The sequence below is a fragment of the Steroidobacter denitrificans genome, from assembly GCF_001579945.1.
Classification (GTDB): Bacteria; Pseudomonadota; Gammaproteobacteria; order Steroidobacterales; family Steroidobacteraceae; genus Steroidobacter; species Steroidobacter denitrificans.
In genome coordinates, this window is sequence record NZ_CP011971.1 from 3,009,380 (window position 1) to 3,035,360 (window position 25,981).

The 25,981-nt window shown below is 67.2% G+C and carries 18 protein-coding genes; all 18 read left to right on the plus strand.

The window, feature by feature from the left end; genetic code table 11:
- Positions 1–97 precede the first annotated feature (97 nt).
- The 18 genes from ACG33_RS13525 to ACG33_RS13610 all read left to right on the plus strand — a co-directional run bounded on the left by ACG33_RS13525 (position 98) and on the right by ACG33_RS13610 (position 25,974).
- Complete coding sequence (locus tag ACG33_RS13525) at positions 98–1,366, plus strand: TolC family protein (RefSeq protein WP_168160099.1); 1,269 nt, start codon at positions 98–100, stop codon at positions 1,364–1,366.
- The gene (locus ACG33_RS13530) at positions 1,363–2,595 is read left to right on the plus strand and encodes an efflux RND transporter periplasmic adaptor subunit (protein ID WP_066921996.1); all 1,233 of its coding nucleotides are present in this window, start codon (positions 1,363–1,365) and stop codon (positions 2,593–2,595) included. The genes ACG33_RS13525 and ACG33_RS13530 overlap by 4 nt, the downstream gene beginning before the upstream one ends.
- Before the next feature lies 1 nt (position 2,596).
- A complete protein-coding gene (locus ACG33_RS13535) occupies positions 2,597–6,016 on the plus strand; it encodes an efflux RND transporter permease subunit (RefSeq protein ID WP_066921998.1) in 3,420 nt (1,139 codons plus the stop codon).
- A gap of 204 nt (positions 6,017–6,220) precedes the next feature.
- Positions 6,221–6,688 (plus strand): DUF411 domain-containing protein, encoded by a 468-nt coding sequence (locus tag ACG33_RS13540; protein WP_066922000.1) that lies wholly within the window; start codon positions 6,221–6,223, stop codon positions 6,686–6,688.
- Positions 6,689–6,814: 126 nt separating this feature from the next.
- A complete protein-coding gene (locus ACG33_RS13545) occupies positions 6,815–8,032 on the plus strand; it encodes a TolC family protein (protein ID WP_083536956.1) in 1,218 nt (405 codons plus the stop codon).
- Positions 8,029–9,441: an efflux RND transporter periplasmic adaptor subunit gene (locus ACG33_RS13550; RefSeq protein WP_066922002.1), complete on the plus strand. Its 1,413-nt coding sequence runs from the start codon at positions 8,029–8,031 to the stop codon at positions 9,439–9,441. Before ACG33_RS13545 ends, ACG33_RS13550 begins: the two co-directional genes overlap by 4 nt.
- A 1-nt stretch (position 9,442) precedes the next feature.
- Positions 9,443–12,595 (plus strand): efflux RND transporter permease subunit, encoded by a 3,153-nt coding sequence (locus tag ACG33_RS13555; protein ID WP_066922004.1) that lies wholly within the window; start codon positions 9,443–9,445, stop codon positions 12,593–12,595.
- 172 nt (positions 12,596–12,767) lie between these two features.
- Positions 12,768–13,274, plus strand: coding sequence for a MerR family transcriptional regulator (locus ACG33_RS13560; RefSeq protein WP_066922005.1), 507 nt, complete (start codon positions 12,768–12,770; stop codon positions 13,272–13,274).
- A complete protein-coding gene (locus ACG33_RS16815) occupies positions 13,271–13,576 on the plus strand; it encodes a DUF2933 domain-containing protein (RefSeq protein ID WP_066922006.1) in 306 nt (101 codons plus the stop codon). Before ACG33_RS13560 ends, ACG33_RS16815 begins: the two co-directional genes overlap by 4 nt.
- Before the next feature lies 1 nt (position 13,577).
- Positions 13,578–14,243 (plus strand): methyltransferase family protein, encoded by a 666-nt coding sequence (locus ACG33_RS13570; protein ID WP_066922007.1) that lies wholly within the window; start codon positions 13,578–13,580, stop codon positions 14,241–14,243.
- Between the two features lie 80 nt (positions 14,244–14,323).
- Positions 14,324–14,743, plus strand: coding sequence for a hypothetical protein (locus ACG33_RS13575; RefSeq protein WP_066922009.1), 420 nt, complete (start codon positions 14,324–14,326; stop codon positions 14,741–14,743).
- Positions 14,744–14,824: 81 nt separating this feature from the next.
- A complete protein-coding gene (locus ACG33_RS13580; RefSeq protein WP_066922011.1) occupies positions 14,825–16,210 on the plus strand; it encodes an MBL fold metallo-hydrolase RNA specificity domain-containing protein in 1,386 nt (461 codons plus the stop codon).
- Entirely contained in the window at positions 16,207–17,724 is a 1,518-nt protein-coding gene (locus tag ACG33_RS13585) for a thymidine phosphorylase family protein (protein WP_066922013.1), read from the plus strand. The genes ACG33_RS13580 and ACG33_RS13585 overlap by 4 nt, the downstream gene beginning before the upstream one ends.
- Positions 17,721–18,635, plus strand: a complete 915-nt coding sequence (locus tag ACG33_RS13590) for a ribose-phosphate diphosphokinase (protein ID WP_066922015.1) — start codon at positions 17,721–17,723, stop codon at positions 18,633–18,635. The genes ACG33_RS13585 and ACG33_RS13590 overlap by 4 nt, the downstream gene beginning before the upstream one ends.
- Positions 18,632–21,094: a phosphoketolase family protein gene (locus tag ACG33_RS13595; protein ID WP_210399084.1), complete on the plus strand. Its 2,463-nt coding sequence runs from the start codon at positions 18,632–18,634 to the stop codon at positions 21,092–21,094. Before ACG33_RS13590 ends, ACG33_RS13595 begins: the two co-directional genes overlap by 4 nt.
- A gap of 88 nt (positions 21,095–21,182) precedes the next feature.
- Positions 21,183–22,712 carry an ABC1 kinase family protein gene (locus tag ACG33_RS13600; RefSeq protein WP_210399085.1) on the plus strand — a complete coding sequence of 510 codons (1,530 nt, stop codon included), beginning with the start codon at positions 21,183–21,185 and terminating at the stop codon, positions 22,710–22,712.
- Between the two features lie 63 nt (positions 22,713–22,775).
- Positions 22,776–24,851 (plus strand): heavy metal translocating P-type ATPase, encoded by a 2,076-nt coding sequence (locus tag ACG33_RS13605; RefSeq protein ID WP_082316348.1) that lies wholly within the window; start codon positions 22,776–22,778, stop codon positions 24,849–24,851.
- Between the two features lie 19 nt (positions 24,852–24,870).
- The gene (locus tag ACG33_RS13610) at positions 24,871–25,974 is read left to right on the plus strand and encodes an acetate/propionate family kinase (RefSeq protein WP_036196077.1); all 1,104 of its coding nucleotides are present in this window, start codon (positions 24,871–24,873) and stop codon (positions 25,972–25,974) included.
- Positions 25,975–25,981 lie beyond the last annotated feature (7 nt).

Consider the following 25,981-nt stretch of genomic DNA (forward strand, 5'->3'; position numbering starts at 1 on the left):
TACGATCAGTCTTCCTTCGCGCTCCGATCGCGCCCGATTCGCAACTCATCGGAGATCGGTTACCGGAGACGCCATGACAAAATAACAGGTGTCCGTCGTGTCCCATCAGATTCGCACTCGTATTTTTACACTCCTGGTTCTGGCCACCTCGACCACGGGCGCCGCAGCAGCGGATGTTGTGTTGCCGGACCCGTTGCGACTTGCTGATGTGACGTCCGTGGCCCTGCGCAATCGAGCCGAGGTTTCCGCCGCCACCGCCCAGGCGGACGCGCTGGCCGAGAGGCCTGCGATCGTTTCGGCGCTCGAAGACCCGATGATTACGACCTCCATCGGCTACCCCGACGAAAGCATGATGGGGGTCGACCGACGATACGACCGCAGCATCTCGATCGAACAACGCTTTCCTCTGTCAAGGGTGCGTGCGCATCGCCGGGCAGCGGCGCTCGCCGATGCCGACCGGGCCAGGGCACAGGCGAATGCCACCGGACTCGACGTGGTACTGGATGCACAGCGCAACTTCTTCATGCTGCTTGAGCGGCGCCGCATGCGGCAGATCGTCGACGAACAGATTGCACTCGCTGAGCAGCTCCTCGACGTGGCCGCCAGCCGTTACGCCAGCGGCACGAGCCCGCAGGCGGATGTGCTGCGCGCCGAAGTGGAAGTCGCGCGTCTGCAAGCCGAACGACAGGCGCTGCTGGCACAGATTCGCGGGGGCGAAGCGATGCTCAATGCCAGCATGGGACTGCCTGCCGATGCTCCACTTCCGGCATTGGAACACGATCCTGATCTAGCCGTGCCGGCGTCAGAGGCCGAGGTATTGCGCCAGGCTTCCACCCATCGACCGGAACTGGCGGTCGGAGCCGCGGAAGTGAATCGGGCCAGGGCCGAGATCAATGTCATACGTTCCATGTACAGACCAATGGGCATGGTCAGCGTCGGACGAGCATCGACGATGATGACCGGCGATGAAACGATGCTCATGGTCGGCGTGAGCGTACCGATCTGGCGCAGCAGCCTGCGGGCCAGCGTGAACGAGGCGAACGCCATGCAGCGCATGGCCGATGCCGACCTGATCGCCATGCACAGCATGGTTGCCGGCGAAGCGCTGGCCGCCCGCGAGGAAGTCAACGCCGTGCGGACCCAGGCGCTGGTGCTGCGGACGGAGGTCGTGCCTCGTGCGGTGGCGGCGACCGAAGCCGCACTGGCGAGCTACGCCTCCGGGCAAGGCACGCTGATCGCCGTAGTCGAGTCCGCGCGGGCGCTGTGGGAGGTGCAGGCGGAGCAGGTCATGGTCGATGCGGCCGTTGGCGAGGCCTGGGCCAACCTGGATCGAGCCACGGGCACCCTTCGGGAGATAAGCCGATGACCGACATTCGCCGACGGACACTGCTCGCGAGCGCCCTGATCCCGGTCGGGCTGCTGGCGGTGATGCTGTATATCCAGGATCAACGACAGGGTTGGCCCTTCTCGCGACACGCCGCGCATGCCCCAGCCGTGCAAGCCGCCCCGCAAGCAGCCGGAGAGAGCGCCAGCGACCTGCTCTCGGCGCGTGTCCCGGTCGATATGTCGGCGCGGCAGATCGAGATGCTGGGCGTGCAGACCGAGCGGGTCGACACACAAAGACTCGACTATCCGGTACGCGCAGTAGCCACGATCGTCGCCGACGAATCGCGTGTCGTTCACGTGCATACGCGGGTGTCGGGCTGGCTGGAAGAACTGTATGTGAACACCACTGGAGAACAGGTGCGCGTCGGCCAGCCGCTGGGCGCCGTGTTTTCGCAGGAACTGTATTCCTCCCAGAGCGAGTACCTGTCGGCGTTGCGTCGCGCCGGCAGCGGTCCGGCCAGCGCCGTACTGGACGCCGCGCGCACGCGCCTGACCCTGCTCGGCATGAGCGCCGCAGAGATCGCACGCATCGAGGACACCGACGAAGTGCGCCGCCTGGTCACCGTCGCGGCACCGATCAACGGTATCGTGCTGAACCGCGGCGTCACGCAGGGCACCACGATCGATCCGTCCACCGAAATCCTGACCATTGCTGACCTGTCCCGAGTCTGGGTGATCGCCGAGGTCGCGGAGGGCGATGCGGCGCACATCGGCACCGGATCGACGGCCACGCTGAGCTTTCCGACGTCCGGTCGCGAGACTTTCGCCGCCGACGTGGAATTCGTCTATTCGACGCTGACCGAGCGCACCCGGACGGTACGCGTGCGCATGAGTGTCCCGAACACCGACGGCCGCCTACGGCCCGGCATGTACGGCAGCGCCCGCTTCCAGGTCGCGACTCGGGACGCGCTCACCGTGAGACGCGATGCGGTCATCGACACCGGCCAGGCCCAACACGTATTCGTGCAGACCCCGGAGAACCTGTTCGAGCCCCGCCCGGTCAGAGTCGGCGCCCGCTTCGCGGATCGGGTGGAAATCCTCGACGGGCTGGCGCCCGGCGAGCACGTGGTGGCCTCGGGCGTCTTCCTGATCGACTCGGAAAGCCGGCTGCGCGCCTCCGGCGGCGGGCACTTCGGCCATGGCAGTCAATCCAGCCCGGCGCAGGACGGCACCGACCGATCCGGCGAGCACGAGGAGCATTCGCACTGACATGATCGAGCGCATCATCGAATGGTCCGCCACGCATCGCTGGGTCGTCCTGGGGGTGGCCTTCATGCTGGCACTGTGGGCCGCCGACTCCATCCGCAAGACGCCGCTCGACGCGCTGCCCGACCTGTCCGACCCGCAGGTGATCGTCTTCACCGACTGGATGGGGCGCAGCCCGGATCTGGTCGAAGACCAGATCACTTATCCGCTGGTACGCGCGCTGCAGAGCACGCCGGGTGTGCAGGTCGTGCGCGGCTACTCCATGTTCGGCATGAGCTTCGTCTACGCCATCTTCGACGACGGCACCGACATCTATTGGGCACGCACCCGCGTGCTCGAACAGATCGGGCAGGTCCAGCAGCAGCTTCCCGCCGGCGTGTCGCCGACCCTCGGGCCGGACGCGAGCGGCGTGGGCTGGATCTACCAGTACGTGTTGGAGGATACCTCCGGCAGCCTGGACCTGGCCGAACTGCGCGCCCTGCAGGACTTCACCGTGCGCCCGGCCCTGCAGGGCGTCCAGGGCGTCGCCGAAGTCGCTTCGCTGGGCGGCTTCGAGCGCCAGTACCAGATCCTGCTCGATCCGGATCGGCTGGTCGCCTACGGCATTACACCGTTGGACATCTCCCGCGCCGTGCGCGACGCCAACGTCGAAGTCGGCGCGCGCGTGCTGGAGATGGGCGGCCGCGAGTATGTGCTGCGCGGTCGCGGCTACGTCAGGACACTGGACGACCTCGAACAGAGCGTGGTCTCGGTAACCGCCGGCGGCGTGCCGGTCCGGGTTCGCGATGTGGCGACCGTGCAGTTTGGCGCGGAGATCCGGCGCGGCGCCGCGGACTTCAACGGCATCGGCGAAGCGGTCGGTGGCATCGTCGTGATGCGTATCGGCTCCAACGCGCTCGACGTGATCCGCGCGGTGGAGGCGCAGATCGACGCATTGCCGCTGCCGCCCGGCGTGCGGTTGGTCCCCACCTACGACCGCTCCGGGCTGATTCTGGATTCGGTCGCGACGCTGCGTGCGACCTTGATCGAGCAAGGCACCATCGTCGTCATCATCTGCCTGATCTTTCTGCTGCACGTGCGCTCGGCGCTGATCGTGCTCGTCATCCTGCCGCTGTCGGTGCTGCTGTCGTTCATCGTCATCCGCTATCTCGGTCTGTCGATCAACATCATGTCGCTGGGTGGTGCTGCCATCGCGATCAGCGAGCTGACCGACGCCAGCGTCGTGCTGATCGAGCGCGCCCACAAGCGGCTGGCGGAAAACCTGCGCCCCGAAGACCGGGTACGCATCATCATCGAGTCGTGCAAGGAAGTCGGCCGCCCCATTTTCTATTCCCTGCTGCTGGTGACGGTGAGCTTCCTGCCGGTGTTCGCGCTGACCGGCCAGTCGGAAAAGCTGTTCTCGCCGCTGGCCTACACCAAGACGCTGGCGATGTTCTCGGCCGCAGTGCTGTCGATCACGCTGGCGCCGCCGCTGATGGTCTGGCTGCTGAAAGGCCGCTTCCGCTCCGAGACGCAGAACCCCGTCAATCGTGTGCTGACCGGTATCTACCGGCCGGTCGCTGGCATGGCCGTGCGCCGGCGCGTAGCTGTGTCGATCGCCGCCGCGCTGGTCATGCTGGCCACGATTCCGGCGTTCATGCGGCTGGGCTCGGAATTCATGCCTCCACTGGACGAGGGATCGCTGCTGGTGATGCCGACGACCTTCGCGGGCATCTCCATCGAGGAGGCGCGGCGCGCATTGAACGCGCAGCATCGCATCATCATGGAGTTCGACGAAGTGGCCAGCGTGCACGGCAAGACCGGCCGCGCGGAAACCGCCACCGATCCGGCGGGGTTGGACATGAACGAATCGGTGGTGACGTTGAAGCCGCGCGACGCCTGGCCACGGCTGCCGGCCGAACGCTGGTACAGCGGCTGGGCGCCGGCATGGCTGCAACCCGGCCTGCGCCGGGTCTGGCCGGATCAGCGCCCACGCACCCCGTCCGAGCTGGCGCGCGACCTCGACACCGCGCTGCAGATGCCCGGTTATCAGATGGCCATCGCACCGCCCATCCGCACCCGCATCGACATGCTCACTACCGGCGTGCGCACCCCGGTCGGCATCAAGGTGTTCGGCCCCGATCTGGCGGGCATCGAACGGATGAGCCTGGAACTCGAAGGCATGCTGCGGCAGGTGCCGGGCACCCGCAGCACCTTCGCCGAGCGCCAGAGCGGACGCGAGTACATCGACATCGTGCCCGACCGCGACGCCATCGCACGTTACGGCCTGAGCGTGCGCGATGTTCATGATCTGGTGGAAACCGCCATCGGCGGCATGCCGGTGTCCACCGTCATCGACGGCCGCGCACGCTACTCGGTCAACGTGCGCTACGCCGCCGATTTCCGCGACGATCCGCACACCTTGCAGGCGCTGCCGATACCGATTCCGGCCGCCGAGCCCCTGTCCTTCATCGGCGCTGGCGGGGCCGGCCGCGGCAGTTCGCCGGCCCCGCGGTCACAGGTGCCCTCGCGCGGCGGCGGGATGGACGCCATGGGCATGGGCGGTGGCGGCATGGGGAACATGGACGGCATGGGAACCGGCGCGACCGCCGGCCCGATGGGTGCCCCGGCCAGCGCCGGCAACCTCTGGGAGCAGGGATTGCAGGCCGGCACGGCGGTACCGCTCGGCGCGCTGGCCGACGTGCGCGTGGTCACCGGCCCGCCGATGATCCGCAACGAGAACGGCACGCTGGTGGGCTACGTGTTCGCCGACTTCGACAGCGCCCAGCGCGACATGGGCGGCTGGGTCAACGACGCCAAGGCGGTCGTGGAGCGGCAGCTCCACCTGCCGCCCGGCTTCCGGATCGAGTGGACGGGACAGTACGAGTTCATGGAGGAACTGCAAGCCAATCTGCAGACCGTGATCCCACTGACCCTGCTGCTGGTCATCGGCCTGCTGTACCTGGCCCTGCGCGATTGGGCACAGACCTGGCTGGTGCTGCTGACCGTGCCGTTCTCGGTGGCTGGCGGCATCTGGCTGCTGGCACTGCTCGACTACAACCTGTCGACCTCCGCCTGGGTGGGCCTGATCGCGGTCGGCGGGGTCGCGGCGCAGACCGGCATCGTGGTGATGGTCTATCTCGACCGGGCCTATCGCGACGCGCTGGAACAGGGTCGCCTGCGGTCCGGGCAGGACGTGGATGCGGCCGTCATCGACGGCGCCCTGAAATGCCTGCGCCCGATGCTGATGACGGTGGTGACGACCACCTTCGGACTGATGCCGCTGCTGTGGAAGTCGGACGTCGGTGCCGACATGTCGGCGCGCATCGCGGCGCCCGTCGTGGGCGGGATGTGGTTCTGCATGGTCCTGACCCTGCTGGTGCTGCCGGCGGCCTATGCCATCTGGTGTCACTGGCAGTTCAGCCGCTCTCCGGCCCAAGCATGAGACCACAAAGCAGGTGTCTGATTGCTGTGCGAAACCCGCATAGATGATAAGCAAATGACATAAATGTAACGATCGGGTCATTTGCCTGACAGCGCGTGCTCTCTAGCATCGGTATGAAGACGCATGGTGCATTTCGGGCCTCGAATCACGCCCGAGTGCCATGAATTCCCCAGTACCGACAATTGAAGAGTCACGGAGCCGAGCATGATGAATGTCACTCTCAAATACCGCGCTTGGTTGGCGGGCCTGTTTTTGTCGTCCATGCTCGGTACCGGTACGGCAACCGCATCGGAGCTGATCGCCGAAGTCTGGAAAGATCCCAACTGTGGTTGCTGCAACGAATGGGTCCAGCATCTCGAAGAAGCCGGCATCCGGGTGCGCACTTTCAATACCGGCAACACCGACATACGCGAACGGCTCGGCATCGCCAGGCAGTTTGGCTCCTGCCATACCGCCAGGATCGGCGACTATGCCGTCGAAGGCCATGTACCGATCGCCGACGTCAGACGCCTGCTGGAAGAAAAGCCCGAGGCGATCGGCTTGGCCGTGCCCGGCATGCCGATCGGGTCACCTGGCATGGACGGCCTGATGTATGGCGATCGCAAAGACGCCTACGACGTCCTGCTGATCCAAGTCGATGGCAGCACCAGCGTCTATCAACCCTATCGCTGACCGGAACATTCAGCTTCACCGTCGAACACGCGAGCGCCCGACGTGGCATTACCACCCAACCCGCCTCAGGCTTGCTGCCTGCCGCCTACTCCGCGCACTCGCTGGATCCCTCTAGCACTGGCCGGGATGTTGTGGGCACTGAGCTTACCTGCCATTGCCACCCAACCCGTGCCCGGTCGGACGGTGGAATCGGTCCGCACCTGGTTGCTCGACCAGAACCCTGAACTTCAGGCACTGGGTTTGGAAGCCGAGGCCGCGGAGGCCCGCATCGTGCCCGCAGGCGCGCTGCCCGATCCATCCGTTTCGATTGCCTTTAGGGGCCTCGACCCGGACAGACCCTGGCGCAGCCAGGACGCCAGCGACGAAGTCGAATACGAGGTACGCCAACGATTCCCGCTCTGGGGCAAGCGCACCCTGGCCCGGACCGCGGCCCGCCAGGAAGCGGTGGCGACCGGACTTGACCGCAGTGCCGCGGCACATGATCTACTCGCAGAAGCCGAGGCGGCCTACGTGCGTTACTGGCATGCCGACGAGGCTGTTACCGTGCTGGACCGCCGCATTGCGCTGCTACAACAGATCGAGGAAATGGCCAGTGTGCGCTACGCGCTCGGCCGGGCGGCGCAGCAGGACGCGATCCGGGCTCAGGTCGCACAGACCACCCTCCACCGCGAACGCATCGAGCGCCTCGCAGCCAAGCACGAGGCCACCGCGAATCTCAACGCGCTCCTTGGTCGTCAGGCCAACGCACGACTTGCGTCACCGGAAGGTCCCCCAGTTCTGCCTGTCCACAGCCCGGACCTATCCAATGCACTGGATACAGCGGATGCGCATCCGGCGGTACGTTCCCAGCAAGCGCGCGCCGAAGCCGCACACACGAATGTCACGCTACAGCGACGAAACCGCTTCCCGGACGTCACCGTGGGCGTAGGCGCGATGCAGTTCGGAAACGGGATCGAGAGTACCGCGCTGATGCTCGAAGTCGAGATTCCGTTCCAGCAACGCGCCCGCCGTGAACGCGAGCGCGAATCGCGCCTGCTGGAGCAAGCCGCGCTTGCACGGAAGGCATTGGCCTTGCGGGCGATCGAAGGTCGTGGCGCGGCGGCCTGGGCCCAGTGGAACAGCGCACGCGAGCGTCGCGGGCTTATCGAAGACACATTGCTGCCGCAAGCGGACGCCAACTACCAGTCCGCGCTGGCCAGCTACCAGGTAGGTGAAGTCGACTTCGGAACCCTGCTCGAAGCACTCGACGAATGGCAAGGTGCCGACCTCGCACAAGTCGATGCGTTACGCGACGAACTGTTGGGTGCGGCCGCCGTGCGCGCCATCGAAGGAGAGATCCGATGACCCGTGTCCAGACCCTGTCGCTCGCCATCGGCGTCGCACTCGCCGCCCTCGCCGTCGGCTGGATGGCCGGCCGCGCGACGAACGATGCTCCGAGCGCAGCCACGTCCGCCGAAGCGCCGGCCGCGGAACGCAAGGTGCTCTATTACCGCAATCCCATGGGCCTTCCGGACACCTCGCCGGTGCCGAAGAAGGACCCGATGGGCATGGACTACATTCCGGTCTACGCCGGCGACGCGCCTGCCGCGGCGCCGGGAACGGTGGTGATGCCACCCGACAAGGTGCAGGCGCTGGGCGTGCGCACCGAAGCGGTCCAGCGCGCAGTCCTGGCTGCGACCGTGCGCACCAGCGGCACCGTCGAGGTTGACGAGACCCGGCAGTACGCGATCGCGCCACGCTTCGAAGGCTGGGTGGAGCGGTTGTACGCGAACCAGACCGGCATGCGGGTCCGCGCGGGGCAACCGCTGCTGTCCGTCTACAGCCCGCAGCTGGCCGCGGCGCAGCAGGAATACCAGCTGGCCGACGAGACCGCCCGCAGGCTGGCGGCGTCCGACCCCGCGAGCGCGGCGTCAATGATCCGGCTGCGCGATGCCGCCCGCACCCGCCTGCGCAACTGGGAAATCAGCGACGCGCAGCTCGGCAAGACGGCCCTGGTGCTCACCGCACCCGCGGACGCGGTCGTGATCGAGAAGCCGGTGGTCCAGGGCGCGCGCTTCGAGCCGGGCGAGACCATCCTGCGCCTGGCCGACCTGTCGACGGTGTGGGTGATCGCCAAGGTGCCCGCGGCGCAGGCCGCGGACATCAAGCCCGGCCAGGCGGCCCGGTTTGAAACCGTGGCCCTGCCTGGCCAGGTGGCCGAGGGCGAAGTCGCCTTCGTGCAGCCCATCATCGATGCCATGACCCGCACGGTGGACGTGCGCATCGCGCTGCCCAACCCGGCCGGCGATCTGCGTCCAGGGCTCTACGGAACGGTGCTGCTCGAGGAGCCGGGGTCCGGACCGGTCCTGACCGTCCCGCGCTCGGCCGTGCTCGACAGCGGCACCCGCCAGGTGGTGCTGGTCGAGACCGGCCCCGGCAGTTTCGCGCCGCGGGATGTCACCCTGGGGCGGCGCGGCGGCGATCGTATCGAGATTCTGGACGGGGTCGCCGAGGGCGAGCAGGTCGTGGTCTCGGCCAACTTCCTGATCGACGCAGAAAGCAACCTGCAGTCGGCGCTCCAAGGACTTGAAGGTCACACAGGACACGGGACCCCCTCGGGCACCACTGAGGATCCGCACGCCGGGCACGGTGAGGACGCCGCTGACCCGCACGCAGCCCATGGTGATGAGGTTGCTGATCCGCACGCCGGCCACTCCATGCCCGCCGCCCCGGAGAAGACTCCGCCCTCCCCCAGCAGCCACGAGGGGCACTGACATGCTTGGCCGCCTCATCGAATGGTCGGTCCGCAACGTCTTCCTGGTCCTGGTGATGACACTGGCGATCGTCGCCGGTGGCATCTACGCACTGATGAACACGCCGCTGGATGCCCAGCCGGACCTGTCGGACGTGCAGGTGATCGTGTTCACCGAGTATCCGGGGCAGGCGCCCCAGGTGGTCGAAGACCAGGTCACCTATCCGCTGACCAGCGCCCTGCTCGCGGTGCCGAAATCAAAGGACGTCCGCGGCTTCTCGTTCTTCGGCGCCTCCTTCATCTACGTCATCTTCGAGGAGGGCACGGACCTGTACTGGGCGCGCTCGCGCGTGCTCGAAAACCTCAACGTCGCGTCGAAGAACCTGCCGGCTGGCGTGGCACCGGCGCTGGGCCCCGATGCGTCAGGCGTGGGCTGGGTCTACCAGTACGTGCTGCAAAGCGACCGCCACTCGCTGGATGAACTGCGCGCCATGCAGGACTGGTACCTGCGCTACCAGCTCACCACCGCGCCCGGCGTGGCCGAGGTCGCCAGCGTCGGCGGCTTCGTGCGCCAGTACTCGATCACCGTCGACCCCGTGCGCCTGCGCGAGTTCGACATCCCGATCTCACGGGTGTCCGAAGTGATCGCCGCGAGCAACCGCGACGTCGGCGGCCGCGTGATCGAAATGGCCGAGACCGAGTACATGGTCCGGGGACGTGGCTACCTGCGCGGCATCGAGGACATCGAGAGCCTGGTGCTGCGCGCCGAAGGCGGCGCACCGGTGCTGATCGGCGACGTCGCCCGGGTCGAACTGGTGCCCGACGAGCGCCGTGGCATCGCCGACCTGGACGGCGAAGGCGACGTCGTGGCGGGGATCGTCATTGCGCGGTTCGGCGAGAACGCCCTGGCCGTGATCGGCGGGGTAAAGGACAAGATCGCGGAACTTGCACGCGGCTTGCCCGAAGGCGTCAGCGTCCAGGCGGTCTACGACCGGTCAGATCTCATCGTGCGTGCGATCAAGACGCTGCGCACGACCTTGCTCGAGGAGAGCCTGATCGTCGCGCTGGTTTGCCTGCTGTTCCTGTTCCATGCGCGCAGCGCGCTGGTCGCGATCGTCATGCTACCGGTCGGCGTGCTGATCGCAGTCATCGCGATGCGTGCGCTCGGCATGAACTCCAACATCATGAGCTTGGGCGGCATCGCGATCTCGATCGGCGTGATGGTCGACGCGGCGATCGTGATGATCGAGAACGCGCACAAGCACATCGAGCGCTCCGACGGCTCCCGAAGCCGAGCCCAGCTGATCATCGACGCCTGCCGGGAGGTCGGGCCGGCGCTGTTCTTCAGCCTGATGATCATCACCGTCTCGTTCCTTCCGGTGTTCGCCCTGGAGGCGCAGGAAGGCCGCCTGTTCAAGCCGCTGGCCTTCACCAAGACCTTCGCCATGGCCGGTGGTGCGCTGCTTTCGGTGACCTTGGTGCCGGTGCTCATGCTCCTGTTCGTGCGCGGCAAGATCATGCCCGAGCAGAAGAACCCGGTGAACCGGTTCCTGGTCGCGGCCTATCGGCCCGTGATCGACGTCGTGCTGCGGTACCGCATGGCCACGATCGCGATCGCGCTGGTCGCCCTGTTCGCCAGCCTGTGGCCGGCGTCACGCCTGGGCAGCGAGTTCATGCCCACGCTCAACGAGGGCACCCTCCTGTACATGCCAGCGTCGCTGCCGGGCATGTCGGTGACCAAGGCGTCGGAGCTGCTGCAGCAGCAGGACCGGATCATCAAGGGCTTCCCGGAGGTGGAGTCGGTGTTCGGCAAGGCGGGCCGCGCCCTGACCGCCACCGATCCTGCACCTTTGGAGATGTTCGAAACCGTCATCAACCTCAAGCCCGAGGACGAGTGGCGGGACGGCATGACCACCGACAAGTTGATCGCGGAGATGGACGAGGCGCTGAAGTTCCCGGGCGTGGCCAACTCCTGGACGATGCCGATCAAGGCCCGCACCGACATGCTGGCCACCGGCATCCGCACGCCCGTGGGCATCAAGTTGTTCGGCACGGATCTTGAGCAACTCGACGCGCTGGCCACCGAGATCGAAGCCGTTGTGCGCGAAGTGCCGGGGACGACCAGCGCGTTCGCCGAGCGCCTGACCGGCGCCTACTACCTCGACATCACCCCCGACCTTGGCAGCCTGGCCCAGTACGGCGTGACCCTGGGCGAGGTGCAGGACGTGGTGGCGGCCGCGCTGGGCGGCGAGATCGTCACCACCATCCTGCAGGGCCGCGAACGCTTCAGCGCGATCGTGCGCTATCCACGCGAGCTGCGAGACAACCCGCACCGTATCGGCAGCCAAGTCCTGGTGCCCGTGCCCGGCGGCGCGCAGGTGCCCCTCGGCGAGTTGGCGCGGATCGAGGTCAGGAAAGGGGCGCCGAGCATCCGCACCGAGAACGCGATGCTGGCGGCCTACATCTACGTCGATACGCGTCAGAGCGATTTGGGCCGCTACGTGAAGGCGGCGCAGGAAGCGGTCACCGAACAGGTGCAGTTCCCACCGGGCTACTACGTGACCTGGAGCGGTCAATACGAGTACATGCAGCGTGCCGCCGAAAAGATGCGCGTCGTCGTCCCGGTGACGTTGGCGCTGATCTTCCTGCTGCTGTACCTCAACTTCCGCCGCGTCACTGAGTCGTTGATCGTGATGTTGTCGGTGCCGTTCGCGCTGGTCGGCGGTGTGTGGCTGATGTGGCTGCTCAACTACAACGTCAGCGTCGCCGTGATCGTCGGCTTCATCGCGCTGGCCGGCGTCGCCGCGGAAACCGGCGTGGTGATGCTGATCTATCTCGACCACGCGCTGGAGGCTCGCGCCGCGCAGCGCCAAGCCGAAGGCCGCTCGCTGGATGCCGGCGACCTGCGCGAGGCGATCATCGAAGGCGCGGTCGACCGCGTGCGCCCGAAGATGATGACCGTGGTCGCGATCATGGCCGGCCTGCTGCCGATCATGTGGAGCAGCGGCACAGGCTCGGAGGTCATGCGCCGCATCGCCGCGCCGATGGTGGGCGGCATGGTCTCGTCCACGGTGCTGACGCTGGTGGTCATCCCGGCGCTGTACTCGTTGATCAAGCAGCGGCAGCTGGCCAGGAAGCGGCCAACACCTGCTGCGCTGCCGGCGGACGTGTCGTGATGTGGCCGACCTTCAACGCGCCAGGGCAAAGGCGGTCCGCGTGTGCGTTGACCCAAGATTATCGCTGCGGGAGCACTCGATGCCTTGGTGTGGATGGAGGCGTGTCAGCCGAGCTTGACCTGTGTGCGGGACACAGGTCTAGCGTGATCACCATCTTTCCTGGAGCGCGCCAATGATGGGCAAAGACGAAGCAGCGCCGCCGCTGATGACGGTACGCCAGCTGGCACAGCAGGGCGACGTCACGGTGCATGTGGTGCGCAACTATCTGCGGCGCGGCCTCCTACAGGCGGCCACGCACACCGAGGGCGGGTATCAGCTCTTCTCGGCTTCGGAGCTCCAGCGCCTGCACTTCATTCGCACGGCACAGCAGCTTGGTTTCACGCTGGCCGAAATCGAGGAAATCATCCGCCACAGCCTGCAGCGGCATAGTCCCTGCCCGCTTGTGCGGGACATCATCCGGCGCAGGCTTGACGACACCCGCCAACAACTGGACAGGCTGCTCGCCATGCACGAGCGGATGGAGCGTGCCATCCACGCCTGGGCGAAGCTTCCGGACTCCATTCCGACTGGCAATGACGTCTGCGCATTGATCGAAGCCGTTGCCGCGACAGAAGGCGGCAAGTTCGTCAGGTCCACCCCGCGACGCCTTCTCGGACGCCTCACTCAGGATTTGCCATGACTGCCCCCCGCTCTCCAACCACGTCGGGGTCCGGACGTTGGGTCTTCTGGATTTTCCTTGCGCTGGCCGTCTTCTATCTTGGCGTCGAGCATCGCGCCCACCTTGCTGGAGCACTCCGCTGGTTGCCATTGGCCATCCTGCTGCTGTGCCCCCTCATGCATGTGTTCATGCACAAAGGACATGGCGGACATGGCGGACATGGACAAGGCGGCAATGCCGACGACTCATCCAATGGGGGCCATGGCGGCAGCAAGCGGGCGCTGACCGACGAAACGTCCGACACCTCGAACGGAGGGCAATGACATGCACGCATCTGACGCTGGCTACGGTCTTTGGCTCCTCGCCGCCATCAACGCCGCCTTCTTCATCTTCTTCGCCTGGAGCTTCTACAAGCCGTTGACGCGGTGGGACTGGCGGGGGTTCGGGATGTTCTCCGCCTTCGTCGTGGCGCTGTTCGCGGAAATGTATGGCTTCCCGCTGACACTGTACGTCCTGGGCGGCTGGCTCAGCGCCAACTATCCGCAGGTGAACTGGCTCAGCCATGACGCGGGCCATTTGCTGGAGATGTGGTTCGGCTGGCGCGCCAATCCGCATTTCGGTCCATTCCACATCGCGAGTTTCGTGTTTATCGGCGGAGGGTTCTGGTTGTTGTCGACCGCCTGGCCCGTGCTGTATCGGGCACAGCGAGAGGGTCGGCTTGCCCGTGAGGGCGTGTATGCGCGCATGCGCCACCCGCAGTACGTTGCCTTCGTGCTGGTGCTGACCGGCTTCCTGCTGCAGTGGCCCACGCTGCTCACGCTCGTCAGCTATCCGGTGCTGGTGTGGGCCTATGCCCGCCTCGCGCGTCGTGAGGAGAGGGATTGTCTGAGCCGCTTCGGCGAGGACTACGTGAGCTATATGCAGGAGGTGCCGGCCTTCATACCGCGACGCCGGCGCGGTCCTATCCGATCGGCGGGGGAAGCCCGATGAAGGCCGACCGTCGTGTTCCATCCCTTCGTGCTCTAGCAGTCTCGCTGTTTCGCCTCACATCCATGCAAGGAGTCCACACAATGAACAACGTCACACATGCCGCCTGTTTTTCTGGCCCACGCACCAATCCCAATCGCTGGTTCGCCGCGCTGGCGCTGGCGGGCGCCTTCGCCTTCTCCTTCGCACTGCCGGGGGTTGCTTCCGCGGGCGAAGGCGGGTTCCGCCACAACGTGTTGATGCGCGGCCAGGTTCTGGAGACGCAGGACGACACACTGGTGGTCTGCGTCGGCAAGGCCGACGGAGCCCAGGTCGACCAGGTGCTGGATGTGATCCGGCACAAGCGCCGTAACCGCGGTCCTCGGGATATCGGGCCGCGCTTTCGCCGGGAAGCCGTCGGTCAGGTGCGCATCACCGGGCTGTTCGACGACCACTACGCAGACGCTGAAGTGATCTCCGGAACGCCCAAGGTCAATGACATCGTCGAGCTGATTCGACCGTGAGCAAGCCACGCGTCCGGCGCAATCTGCGCCGGACGTGCGCCCGCTGTCCGCCCTCACTTCCTGCCAGAACCGGAGCTCATCATGACCTCGACTTCCCGCCCGACGCTGCAGTTCCTCGGTGCCGCCGGCACCGTCACCGGATCGCGCTACCTGGTCGAGGCCAACGGTCAGCGCGTGCTCGTGGACTGCGGCCTGTTCCAGGGCTACAAGCAATTGCGCGACCGCAACTGGGCTCCGTTTCCCGTCGAGCCGTCATCAATCGACGCGGTGGTCCTGACCCACGCCCACCTGGACCATTCTGGCTACTTGCCCGCACTGGTCAAACAAGGGTTCCGCGGCCGGATCCACTGCACCCATGGCAGCGTGGCCCTGTGCGGCCTGCTGCTTCCCGACAGCGGACACCTGCTCGAAGAGGAGGCCAAGTACGCGGCCCGCAAGGGGTACTCCAAGCACAAGGAACCACGACCGCTTTATACCGAGGATGACGCCCGCCGCAGCCTGAAGCAGCTCAAGGGGCATGACTATGGTCGCGACATCGAGGTCACATCAGGCGTCACGATCCGCTTCCATCCTGCCGGCCACATCCTGGGCGCTGCCCATGTCAGCCTGGACGTCCAGGGCCAGCGCCTGCACTTCAGTGGCGACCTGGGACGGCAGCAAGAGTCGCTGATGAATCCGCCGACGCCCCTGCCCGCCTGTGACGTACTGGTCTGCGAATCCACATATGGCAATCGGGAACACGTTCCGATCGACCAGGAGGCGGAGCTGGCCCCCATCATCCGCCGCGTCGCTGCCCGTGGGGGCGTAATCGTCATTCCGGCCTTTGCCATCGGTCGCGCCCAGGCGCTCATGCTGCATATCGCCCGGTTGCGCGAGCGCAAGGACATCCCTCGCGTGCCGCTCTACCTCAACAGCCCGATGGCAATCAACGCGACCCGGCACTACCACGCCCACCATTCCGAGCACCACGTGTCCGAAGAGGACTGCCAGCGGATGTTCGACGTGGCCACCTTCGTCAACACTGTAGAAGAGTCGAAGGCGCTCAACCGCCAGCGCGGGCCGATGATCATCATCTCGGCCAGCGGCATGATCACCGGCGGGCGCGTGTTGCACCACATCGAGGCGTTCGGCCCCGATGACCGCAACGCGATCCTGCTCGCGGGCTACCAGGCCGGAGGAACACGCGGTGCCGCGCTGGCGGCAGGCAAGCGCACGTTGCGCATGTTCGGCCGCGAGGTCCCCATCCGCGCTGAAGTGGTGCAGCTGGAAGGCTTCTCCGGCCACGCCGACGCCGGGGAGTTGCTGGACTGGATGCGCACCGCGCCGTCCGCGCCGCGCGTGGTGTACCTCACCCATGGCGAGCCCGATGCAGCCGACACACTGCGCGCGCGCGTGCAGCGTGAACTGGGCTGGCGTGCGCGCGTGCCGGAGCACCTGGAGCAAGTCGGATTGGAGGATGCGAGATGACCACGCAGGCCCCGGGCCACACCCGCCTGCGCGTCACCCGTGCCGGCATCGACACCTACCAGCAGCCGGTGGTCTATATGCACCGTGACTGCGAAGTCTGCCGCTCGGAAGGCTTTGCCGCGATGACGCGCGTGAGGCTGGACGTCGGCGCGCGCACGCTGGTGGCGACGCTGAACGTGGTCGTCGACGATCGGCTCGGCCTCGACGAGGTGGCGCTGTCGGAGGCCGCGTGGACGCTCCTCGATCCCATGCGCGATGCCCTCGCCCGGGTGCGGCATGCGGAACCCGCGTCGTCGGCAGGCGCGCTCCGCGCCAAGGTGTTCGGGGCACGGCTGGACGACGCGCAGTACCTCGCCCTGGTGCAGGACGTGATGGAAAGCAGGCTGTCGGACCTGGAGCTTGCCGCTTTCGTCACGGCCAGCGCGGGCGACCGCCTCGACAACGCCGAGACGACCTCGCTGACACGGGCCATGATCGCCGTTGGCCAGCGCCTGGATTGGGGCGATGGGCCGGTGCTGGACAAGCATTGCGTCGGCGGCCTGCCCGGCAATCGCACCACGCCGATCGTGGTGGCCATCGTGGCTGCGCTGGGCTACCGCATCCCGAAGACGTCCTCGCGCGCGATCACGTCGCCCGCGGGCACCGCCGACACCATGGAGGTCATGGCGCCGGTGGCGCTCGATCTGGCGGCGATGCGCCGGGTGGTGGAGCGCGAGGGCGGCTGCATCGTCTGGGGTGGCAACGTGCGCCTGAGCCCGGCCGACGACATCCTGATCCGGGTCCAACGGCCACTCGACTTCGACAGCGACGGCCAACTGGTTGCCAGCGTGCTGTCAAAAAAGATCGCCGCGGGTTCAACCCACGTCCTGATCGACATGCCAGTGGGTCCGACCGCCAAGGTGCGTGGCGAGGCCGCGGCCCACAGCTTGGGCACGCGGCTTGGACACACCGGCGCTGCGCTTGGACTGCACTTGGGGATCCATCGCACTGACGGCACCCAGCCGGTGGGTCGGGGAATCGGCCCGGCGCTCGAGGCGCACGACGTGCTCAAGGTGCTGCGCAACGCGGCCGATGCACCCGCCGACCTTCGCGAACGCGCACTTGCGCTGTCCGCGGCGCTGCTGGACATGGCAGCGGGCAGCAACGCCGGCACCGGACTGGAGCGCGCGCGCGGCGTGCTGGATTCCGGGGCGGCGCTGGCCAAGTTCCTGGCGATCTGCGAGGCCCAGGGAGGCTTCCGCGAACCGCGGCGGGCAGCATTCACCGCCGACGTCCCGGCAACCGCATCGGGTCGGATCGCGGTGATCGACAACCGCAGGCTGGCCAAACTGGCCAAGCTGGCCGGCGCACCGACATCCCCCACCGCCGGCCTCGAAACCGGTCTGCGGATCGGCGATACGGTCGAGCGGGGACAACCTCTGCTCACCCTGCATGCGGAGTCGCCGGGAGAACTGGCCTACGCCCTGGAGCACGCCGTGACGCTGCAACCTTTTGTGCTTGGAGAGGTTCCATGACCCGTGTGCTGATGCCATTCCCGGCCGATGCAGTGTTGGCCGGCAACATCAACCAGCCCCTGCAGGCGCGCATTGCACCCGTGGCTTGGCGGCACTTCCCAGATGGCGAGTCGCTGGTCACCCTGGACGACGCACTGGCCGGAGCCGATGTGGCGCTCCTGGCCAGCCTGCGCAACGCCGATGCCACGGCCCTCCCGTTGCGCTTCGCCGCCCGGGCCGCGCGCGAGTTCGGGGCTCGTTCGGTCGGCCTCATCGCACCCTACCTGGGGTATATGCGCCAGGACACCCGCTTCCATCGCGGCGAGGCGGTCAGTACACCGCTGTTTGCGCAATTCCTCGAAGAGGCTTTCGACTGGCTGGTGACCGTGGACCCGCACCTGCACCGCGTCGAGCGCCTGCAGTCGCTCTACCGCATTCCGACGGTCCACGTATCGGCGACGCCGGCCGTGGCCCGCTGGATCGCTGAGACCGTCCCCGACGCTGTGCTGATCGGCCCTGACAGCGAGAGCGAGCAGTGGGTAGCGGACATCGCCGCCCTGTCCGGCATGCCCTACCAGGTGCTGGCCAAGGAGCGGCACGGCGACTACGACGTGCGCGTCAGCCTGCCCGACCCGGCAGCCGTGGCTGGTCGGACTCCGGTGCTGATCGACGACATCGTGTCGTCCGGCCACACGATCCTGGAGACCCTCGCACACCTGCGCCGGTTGTCGTTGCCGTCGCCGTTGCTGGTCGCCATCCATCCGGTGTTCGCAGGCGACGCCTATGCCCGCCTGCAGGAGGCGGGCCTGGCCCGCATCGTAAGCACTGACACCATTTCCCACCCCTCCAACGCCATCGCGCTGGGTGCGGACCTCGCCGCCGCGGCATCGACCCTGATGACCGCTTCGACCGATTCCCCGGAGGACCCATGAACCTGCATCTCAACTGCTGCACCGCCGACCAGCTGTCGGCCGCCGAGCGCCAGCGGATCCTTGAACTCGCCGACGCCCACCGGCAGGCCGATCCCGCGTTCGCCCACTGGGCGGCCGGCTATGGGGTGATCCGACATGACCCGCTTACCCAGCTCCGGGTCCGCCAGATGGTGCACGAGCTGGTCGCCCTGGGCCGCACGCCGGATGCCGGCACCGCATGGCAGCGGCTCGCCGCGGCCGACCGCGTCACCAGCGCCGGCATGTGGCTGGTGGCGCACATGACCTACAGCCAGCGCGTTCGTACCGACGGCGCGGCCCTGGAGGTCGATGATTTCAAGACCACGCCTGAAGGCCACACCGGCGGGTCCCTCAACATGGTGCCCGCCTACGCCGGCTACCTGCTGATGGATTCCCTGGATGGCGTCACCCGCGCGTGGATGATGGGCCAGGGGCACTGCGTGGCCGCCATCGACGCGCTGAACGTGCTGGTTGGCAACATGACCGACCGGCACGCCGAACGTTACGACCGCACCGGCGAAGGGCTGAGCCGGTTCGTAAGCGACTTCTATGCCTACACCCTCAATCCGGACGGAACGCCGGCGTCGCCCCTCGGCTCCCACGTCAATGCGCACACCGCCGGGGGCGTGATGGAAGGCGGCTATCTCGGCTTTGCCGAGCTGCAGTACGTGCATGCGCCGCTCAAGGATGAACGCCTGGTCGCCTTCCTCAGCGACGGTGCGTTCGAGGAACAGCGTGGCAGCGACTGGGCGCCACGCTGGTGGCGCGCCGAGGACAGCGGACTGGTCAGCCCGATCATCATCCTCAACGGGCGCCGCATCGAACAGCGCAGCCAGATCACCCAGCAGGGCGGCGAGCGGTGGCTGGACCGGCACCTGCGATTGAACGGCTTTGATCCGATCGCGCTGGACGGGCGCGATCCGGCCAGCATCGCGTGGGGCATCCACGTGATGGAGTCGCGCCTGCAAGCGGGCGCCGCTGTTCCCGCCGACGTGCGGCTGCCCTATGGCATCGCCGAAACCGTCAAGGGCTTCGGCTTCCCCGGCGCCGGGACCAACGCCTCGCACAACTTGCCGCTGCCGGGGAATCCGGCGAAGGATGCCGCGGCGCGCACGCTCTTCAATGAAGGCGCAGCGGCGCTGTTCGTGGCCGCGTCGGAGCTCGAGCAGGCCGTTGCCGCACTCAACAGCCACGATCTCCAGCAGCGGGTGCGCGAGCGCGACCATGCGCTGGCCGATCGCCAGGTGGAACCGCCCCGCGTCCCGGCGATCGCCGACCGCGGCGCAGGCGGCGAGAGCTCGCCGATGACCGCGCTCGACGAGCAGTTTGTCGCCATCGCCGAAGCGAACCCCGGGCTGCGCGTGCGCGTGGGAAATCCGGACGAGTTGCGCAGCAACAGGCTCGACCGCACCCTGGACGCGATGAAGCACCGGGTGCACGAGCCCGAACCCGGTGTCGCCGAATCGACCACCGGCGCGGTCATCACCGCACTCAACGAGGAAGCCGTGGTCTGCGCGGCGCTCGGCAACAAGGGCGGGCTGAACCTGGTGGTCACTTACGAAGCGTTCGCACCGAAGATGCTGGGCGCCGTGCGCCAGGAGCTGATCTTCGCCCGCCACCAGGTCCACGCGGGACGCCCGCCCGGCTGGCTGGGCGTGCCTCTCGTGCTGACCTCGCACACGTGGGAGAACGCGAAGAACGAGCAGTCCCATCAGGATCCGACCATGGCCGAGGCGCTCCTGGGCGAAATGGCCGACATATCGCGCGTGGTGTTTCCCCCGGACGCCAACGGCGCCGCCGCGGCCCTCGCCCACGCCTACGCGCAACGCGGCACGGTCACCACCCTGGTCGTCCCCAAGCGGCCGGTGCCCCATGAGTTGACGCCACAGCAGGCCAAGGCGCTGGCCGAGATCGGAGCGACGTGCCTGGCCGGCGATCCGGCGACGGCGGCGATCCTGCTCGTCGCCACCGGCGCGTACCAGCTGCAGGAAGTGCGCCGCGCGCAGGCGCGTCTGGTCGAACGCGGTGTGTCGGCCGCGATCGTCTATCTCGCCGAGCCCGGCCGGTTCCGCGCGCCGCGCGATCCGGAGGAGGCACGGTACGTGCACTCCGACACCGCGGTCCAGGCGCTGTTCCCGGTGAGCAGGCCGCGCGTATTCGTCACCCACACCCGTCCGGAGCCCTTCCTCGGCGCGCTCCGCCGGCTCGACACCGGCCCGGCCACCACCGCGGCGCTGGGCTTCGTCAACCGCGGCGGCACGCTGGACGTGCCGGGCCTGCTGTTCGCCAACCGCAGCACCTGGGCACACGTGGTCGACGCGGCTGCGCACGTCCTCGGCCAGTCCCGTGGCAGCCTGCTGTCCGAAGCGGAGCTGGCGGCAGTGGATGGCCGCGGCGATCCGGCCACGATCCTGCGCCCTGCCACGGGGCCAGCGTCGTGAGTCGCCCGGCCAGGACCTCGCGCTGATGGCGGGTACAGTGCGGCGCGGAGGTCAGATTGCCTGGGCCGGACTGAAGCTCGGAGTCGCCGTGCTGCGCCTGCGCCGGCGCGCACCCGACCTGCTCCCCGCATACGTCAGCACCACCCTGGTGGGGTTGGGCACCACCTTCGTCAAGCTGGGCCAAGGCTTGAGTCTGCGCTGGGACCTGCTGCCGGCACCCTACCGCGAGGCGTTGTCGCGATTGCACAGCGATGTGCCCCCCTTCCCGGCGGAGGAGGCCATGCGTATCGTCGAACAGGCGTTTGGCGCGCCGGTCGGCGAACTTTTCGCCAGCTTCGATGACAAGCCCCTGGCCGCGGCTTCAGTGGCCCAGATCCATCCAGCGCGCATGCATGATGGTCGCGATGTGGTCGTCAAGATCACCCGCCCCGGGATCCATGCCCAGGTGCAGGCGGATCTGCTGCTCCTGCGGCGCACGATGCGCGTCGCCCAGTGGATCTGGCCGCCACTGAAACGCCACCGGCCGCTCGAACTGGTGGACGAACTAGGCGCATTCCTGCGTGACGAGATCGACATGCGTCACGAGGCGCAGAACATGCGGCGCATGGCCAAGGTGCTGGATGCCCTGCCCGGCATCACCCAGCCGCACGTCGTCGAGCCGTATGCCACCCGCAACGTGCTTGTGCAGGATCGAAGCCACGGGACCCGTCTGGAGGCCGCGTACGGCACAGCGGCCGCTCCCGCACTGGCAAGGGCGCTGCTCGGTGCCTACGTGCATCAGCTCTTCGGCGCCGGCGTCTTCCATGCCGACCCGCACCCGGGGAATCTGTTCTTCTTTGACGACGGTCGCCTGTGCCTGCATGACTTTGGCTCGATCGGCGTGCTCGACCCTGCATCCCGGCTCGCGCTCGGCGGCATGGTCGAGGCCATTGCGGCCGACGACGCCGAGGGCGTGCTGGATGCAGCGATCGCCATGGGCTTCTTCCCGCCGCAGGTCGACCGCCGCTCGCATGTGCGCGAGATCCACCTGATCCTGGCCGAGATGGCCAGCCGTCCGCTGGCGCAGTGGTCCATTGCCGAGGCAATCTGGCGCGTGGCACGCATTGGGCAGGGCGCTGGCTTCCGGCTTCCGGCCCACCTGCTGTCCCTGATCCGGACGCTGTTCCTGGTCGAGAACACGCTGCGGGCGCTGGATCCGGATCTGGACCTGCTGGGGACGCTGTCCGCGCAGGCGGCCGCGATCGCCGACATTGCCGAAGCCAGCCGCCCCAGCGGCAACAGGCCGCTTGCCATGCGGCTGGCCCGCACTGCGCGCCAACTGCCACAGATCGCCACCGACCTGTTGCGGCAGGCGCAACTGAGCGACGGACGACCCGCCTTCTCCGTACACCACCATGGCCTGAGTTCCACGCAGGAGGCAATCGCGCGCACGGGCAACCGGCTGGCGTTGGCCCTGGTCACCTTGGGCCTGTACGTAAGCGGTGCGCTGTTGAGCCTGCATTCCGACGGCCCGCAAGTGTTCGGTCACATGCCTTTCCTGGCTATGGTGGCTTTCGCTGCTGCGGGATTGCTCTCACTGCGGCTGGTGATGGCCATCGCCAGATCGGGACACTTGTAACAGAACACTGATCTATCTCCCCGCTGGTGCCCGGCGCATCAGTGCATCCAGGAAGGCAGACCCATGACGCAACACAATCATCATCATCAAGATCATCAGGCGCACGGCGAGCAACCGCCGCATCCCCGCACGGGTGCTGAAGGTGACGTCCATGCCGGGCACGACAAGCATGCCGGCCACAGCGTGGCGAGCTTCCGCGACAAGTTCTGGCTCACGCTGCTGCTGACCATCCCCACTCTGATCTGGAGCGGGATGATCCAGCATTGGTTCGACTACACCGCACCACAGTTCCCGGGGTCGGCGTACATCCCGGCGGTGTTCGGCACGATCGTGTACTTCTACGGCGGCTCGCCGTTCCTCCGCGGCGGATACCACGAGCTGAGAAATCGCCTGCCGGGCATGATGACGCTGATCTCGCTTGCGATCACCGTCGCCTTCCTTTACAGCGCGTTGGTCACGCTCGGCGTTGTCGAGGGCTTGGACCTGTGGTGGGAGCTGGCGACGCTGGTGGCGATCATGTTGCTCGGCCACTGGATCGAGATGCGTTCGATCAACCAGGCACAGGGCGCTCTCAAGGAACTCGCGAAGCTGCTGCCTGATATGGCGGTGCGGTTGGATGAGGCCGGTACCGCGAAGGAAGTCCCTGTCGCGGAACTGAAGCGCGGCGACCTGCTGCTCATCAGGCCCGGCGCGAGCATTCCCGCCGACGGCGTCGTGAAGGAAGGGACCAGCGCCGTCAACGAAGCGATGATCACCGGCGAGTCCAAGCCGATGGACAAGTCGACGGGCGACCGGGTGATCGCCGGCACCGTCAACGGACAGGGCTCGTTGCGTGTCGAGGTGACGGGAACCGGCGACGAGACCGCGCTCGCGGGTATCATGCGGCTCGTCGAGCAGGCCCAGACGTCGCGCTCGCGCGCCCAGGCCCTGGCGGACCGGGCGGCGTTCTACCTCACGATCATCGCCATCGTCTCCGCCGCGGTTACCGCCATTGTCTGGCCACTCCTCGGTCGACCGTGGAGCTTCACGATCGAGCGCGTGGTGACCGTGCTCGTGATCGCCTGTCCCCATGCGCTGGGCCTGGCCATTCCGCTGGTGACCGCCATCTCGACCACGATTGGCGCACGGAACGGCCTGCTCGTGCGCGATCGACGCGGCCTGGAAGAGGCCCGTTTGCTGAACACGGTCGTGTTCGACAAGACAGGCACGCTCACCCTCGGTTCGCACCGCGTCGTGAAGACCACTGCCGCCGATGGACTCACCGACGACGAGGTGCTTCGCGTGGCCGCGTCGGTCCAGCGCGACGCTGAACATCCGATCGCGCAGGCGCTGATGACCAGCGCCAAGGAACATGGCATCGACGTTCCGATGTCGCAGGACTTCGAGTCCATGCCGGGACGCGGCGTGCGCGCAGTCGTCGAGGAGCGCTCGCTTCACGTTGGCGGGCCGGGTCTGTTGAGAATGCTCGCGGTCGAACCGCCGGAGACGCTTCGGCGGGCTGCCGAATCAGCGGCAGCCGATGGTCAATCTGCAACCTACCTGGTGGAAGGCGACCGGGTGCTCGCCGTATTTGCGATCGCGGATGCCATCCGTCCCGAATCGTTCGACGCGGTCAAGCGGCTGCACGACGAAGGACTGGAGGTTGTCCTGCTGACGGGTGATTCCACGGCGGTCGCAAACGCGGTCGCGAAGGAACTCAACATCGACACCGTCTTCGCCGAGGTATTGCCCGAGGACAAGGTGGCAAAGATCGAGGAGCTGCAGGCCCAGGGCAAGCGCGTCGCGATGGTGGGTGACGGTGTCAATGACGCTCCGGCGCTGCTCACGTCCGACGTCGGCATCGCCATCGGCACAGGGACGGACGTCGCGGTCGAGGCCGGCGACGTCGTACTCGTGCGCAGCGACCCGCGCGACGTGCCAGCGATCATCGAATTGAGCAAGGCCACCTATCGCAAGATGATCCAGAACCTGTGGTGGGCCGCCGGCTACAACATCGTCGCCATCCCTCTCGCCGCTGGCGTTCTCGCCGCATGGGGGATCCTGCTGCAACCTGCGCTTGGGGCAGTGCTCATGTCGCTGAGCACCGTCGTTGTGGCAATCAATGCGCAGTTGTTGCGCCGGGCGGTGCGGTCCCCATGAACATGATTCGGGGACACCTGTGACCACGCGCCGGCTTCTTGCACTCAACGTTGGCTCGTCCACCCTCAAGGGCGCGTCCTATCTGTTCAACACTGAGGGACACGGCGCGCAGTCTCGTCTGCTCGAGCGCTCCCGGGCCGAAATTCCAGTCGGCGTGGATGCGCAGGAGCGCCTTGCCACCCTGCTCGAGGCATTGTCGGAGCCGTGGCCCAGCCCCGACGTGGTGGTGCACCGAATCGTACATGGCGGTGACCTGCACGACGCCCGCGAGCTCGACGAAACCGTGCTCGCGAAACTGGATGCATTGGTGCCGTTCGCACCCTTGCACCAGCCGGTAGCCCTCGCTTTCGCGCGTGCCGCGCGCATGCGTTGGCCGCACGCGCGCCAAGGCGTGGCCTTCGACACCGACTTCCACGCGTCGCTCGCGCCCTGGAGCCGGCGCTTGCCTGTCCCTGAAGCATGGGATGCGCTGGGCATCCGCCGCTACGGTTTCCATGGACTCGCCTTTGCCTCCGCGCTCCGCATAGTGGCCAGCCACGACGCTGGAATCCTGAAGGGCCGCGCTGTCTTCGCGCATCTGGGGGGTGGCTGCAGCGTCTGCGCCGTCGAGGGCGGCCGCAGCCGCGACACCACCATGGCGCTCACTCCGCTGGGTGGAATCCCGAGCCCTACCCGCTCCGGAGATCTCGATCCCGGCGCGTTGCTGTATCTGCTGAGGCATGAACGCCTGGATGCGCAGGCGCTTGAAAACGGCCTGTACCGCAGTGCAGGCCTTGCCGGAATCGCCGGCCATGGCGACATGCGCGTGTTGCTGACGGATCCCGGCCCGCAGGCCCAGCTTGCCGTGGAGCTCTTTGCAGTCCGGATTGCGCAGTCCATCGCGGCCATGGCCACGGCAATTGGCGGTCTCGACCATGTCGTCTTTTCCGGCGGCATCGGCCATCGCGCGCCGGTTTTGCGGGCTCGCATCGTCGCGCGACTGGCCTGGCTCGGCCTGGCGCTGGCACCTGACGTCAACGATGCTGGAGCCACGCGGATCGACCGCGGGGGCGGGCCGAGCATATGGAACGTCGCGATCGATGAGGAGCGCGAACTGGCTGAATCGGCACTCGCCTGGCTGTAGCCACGAC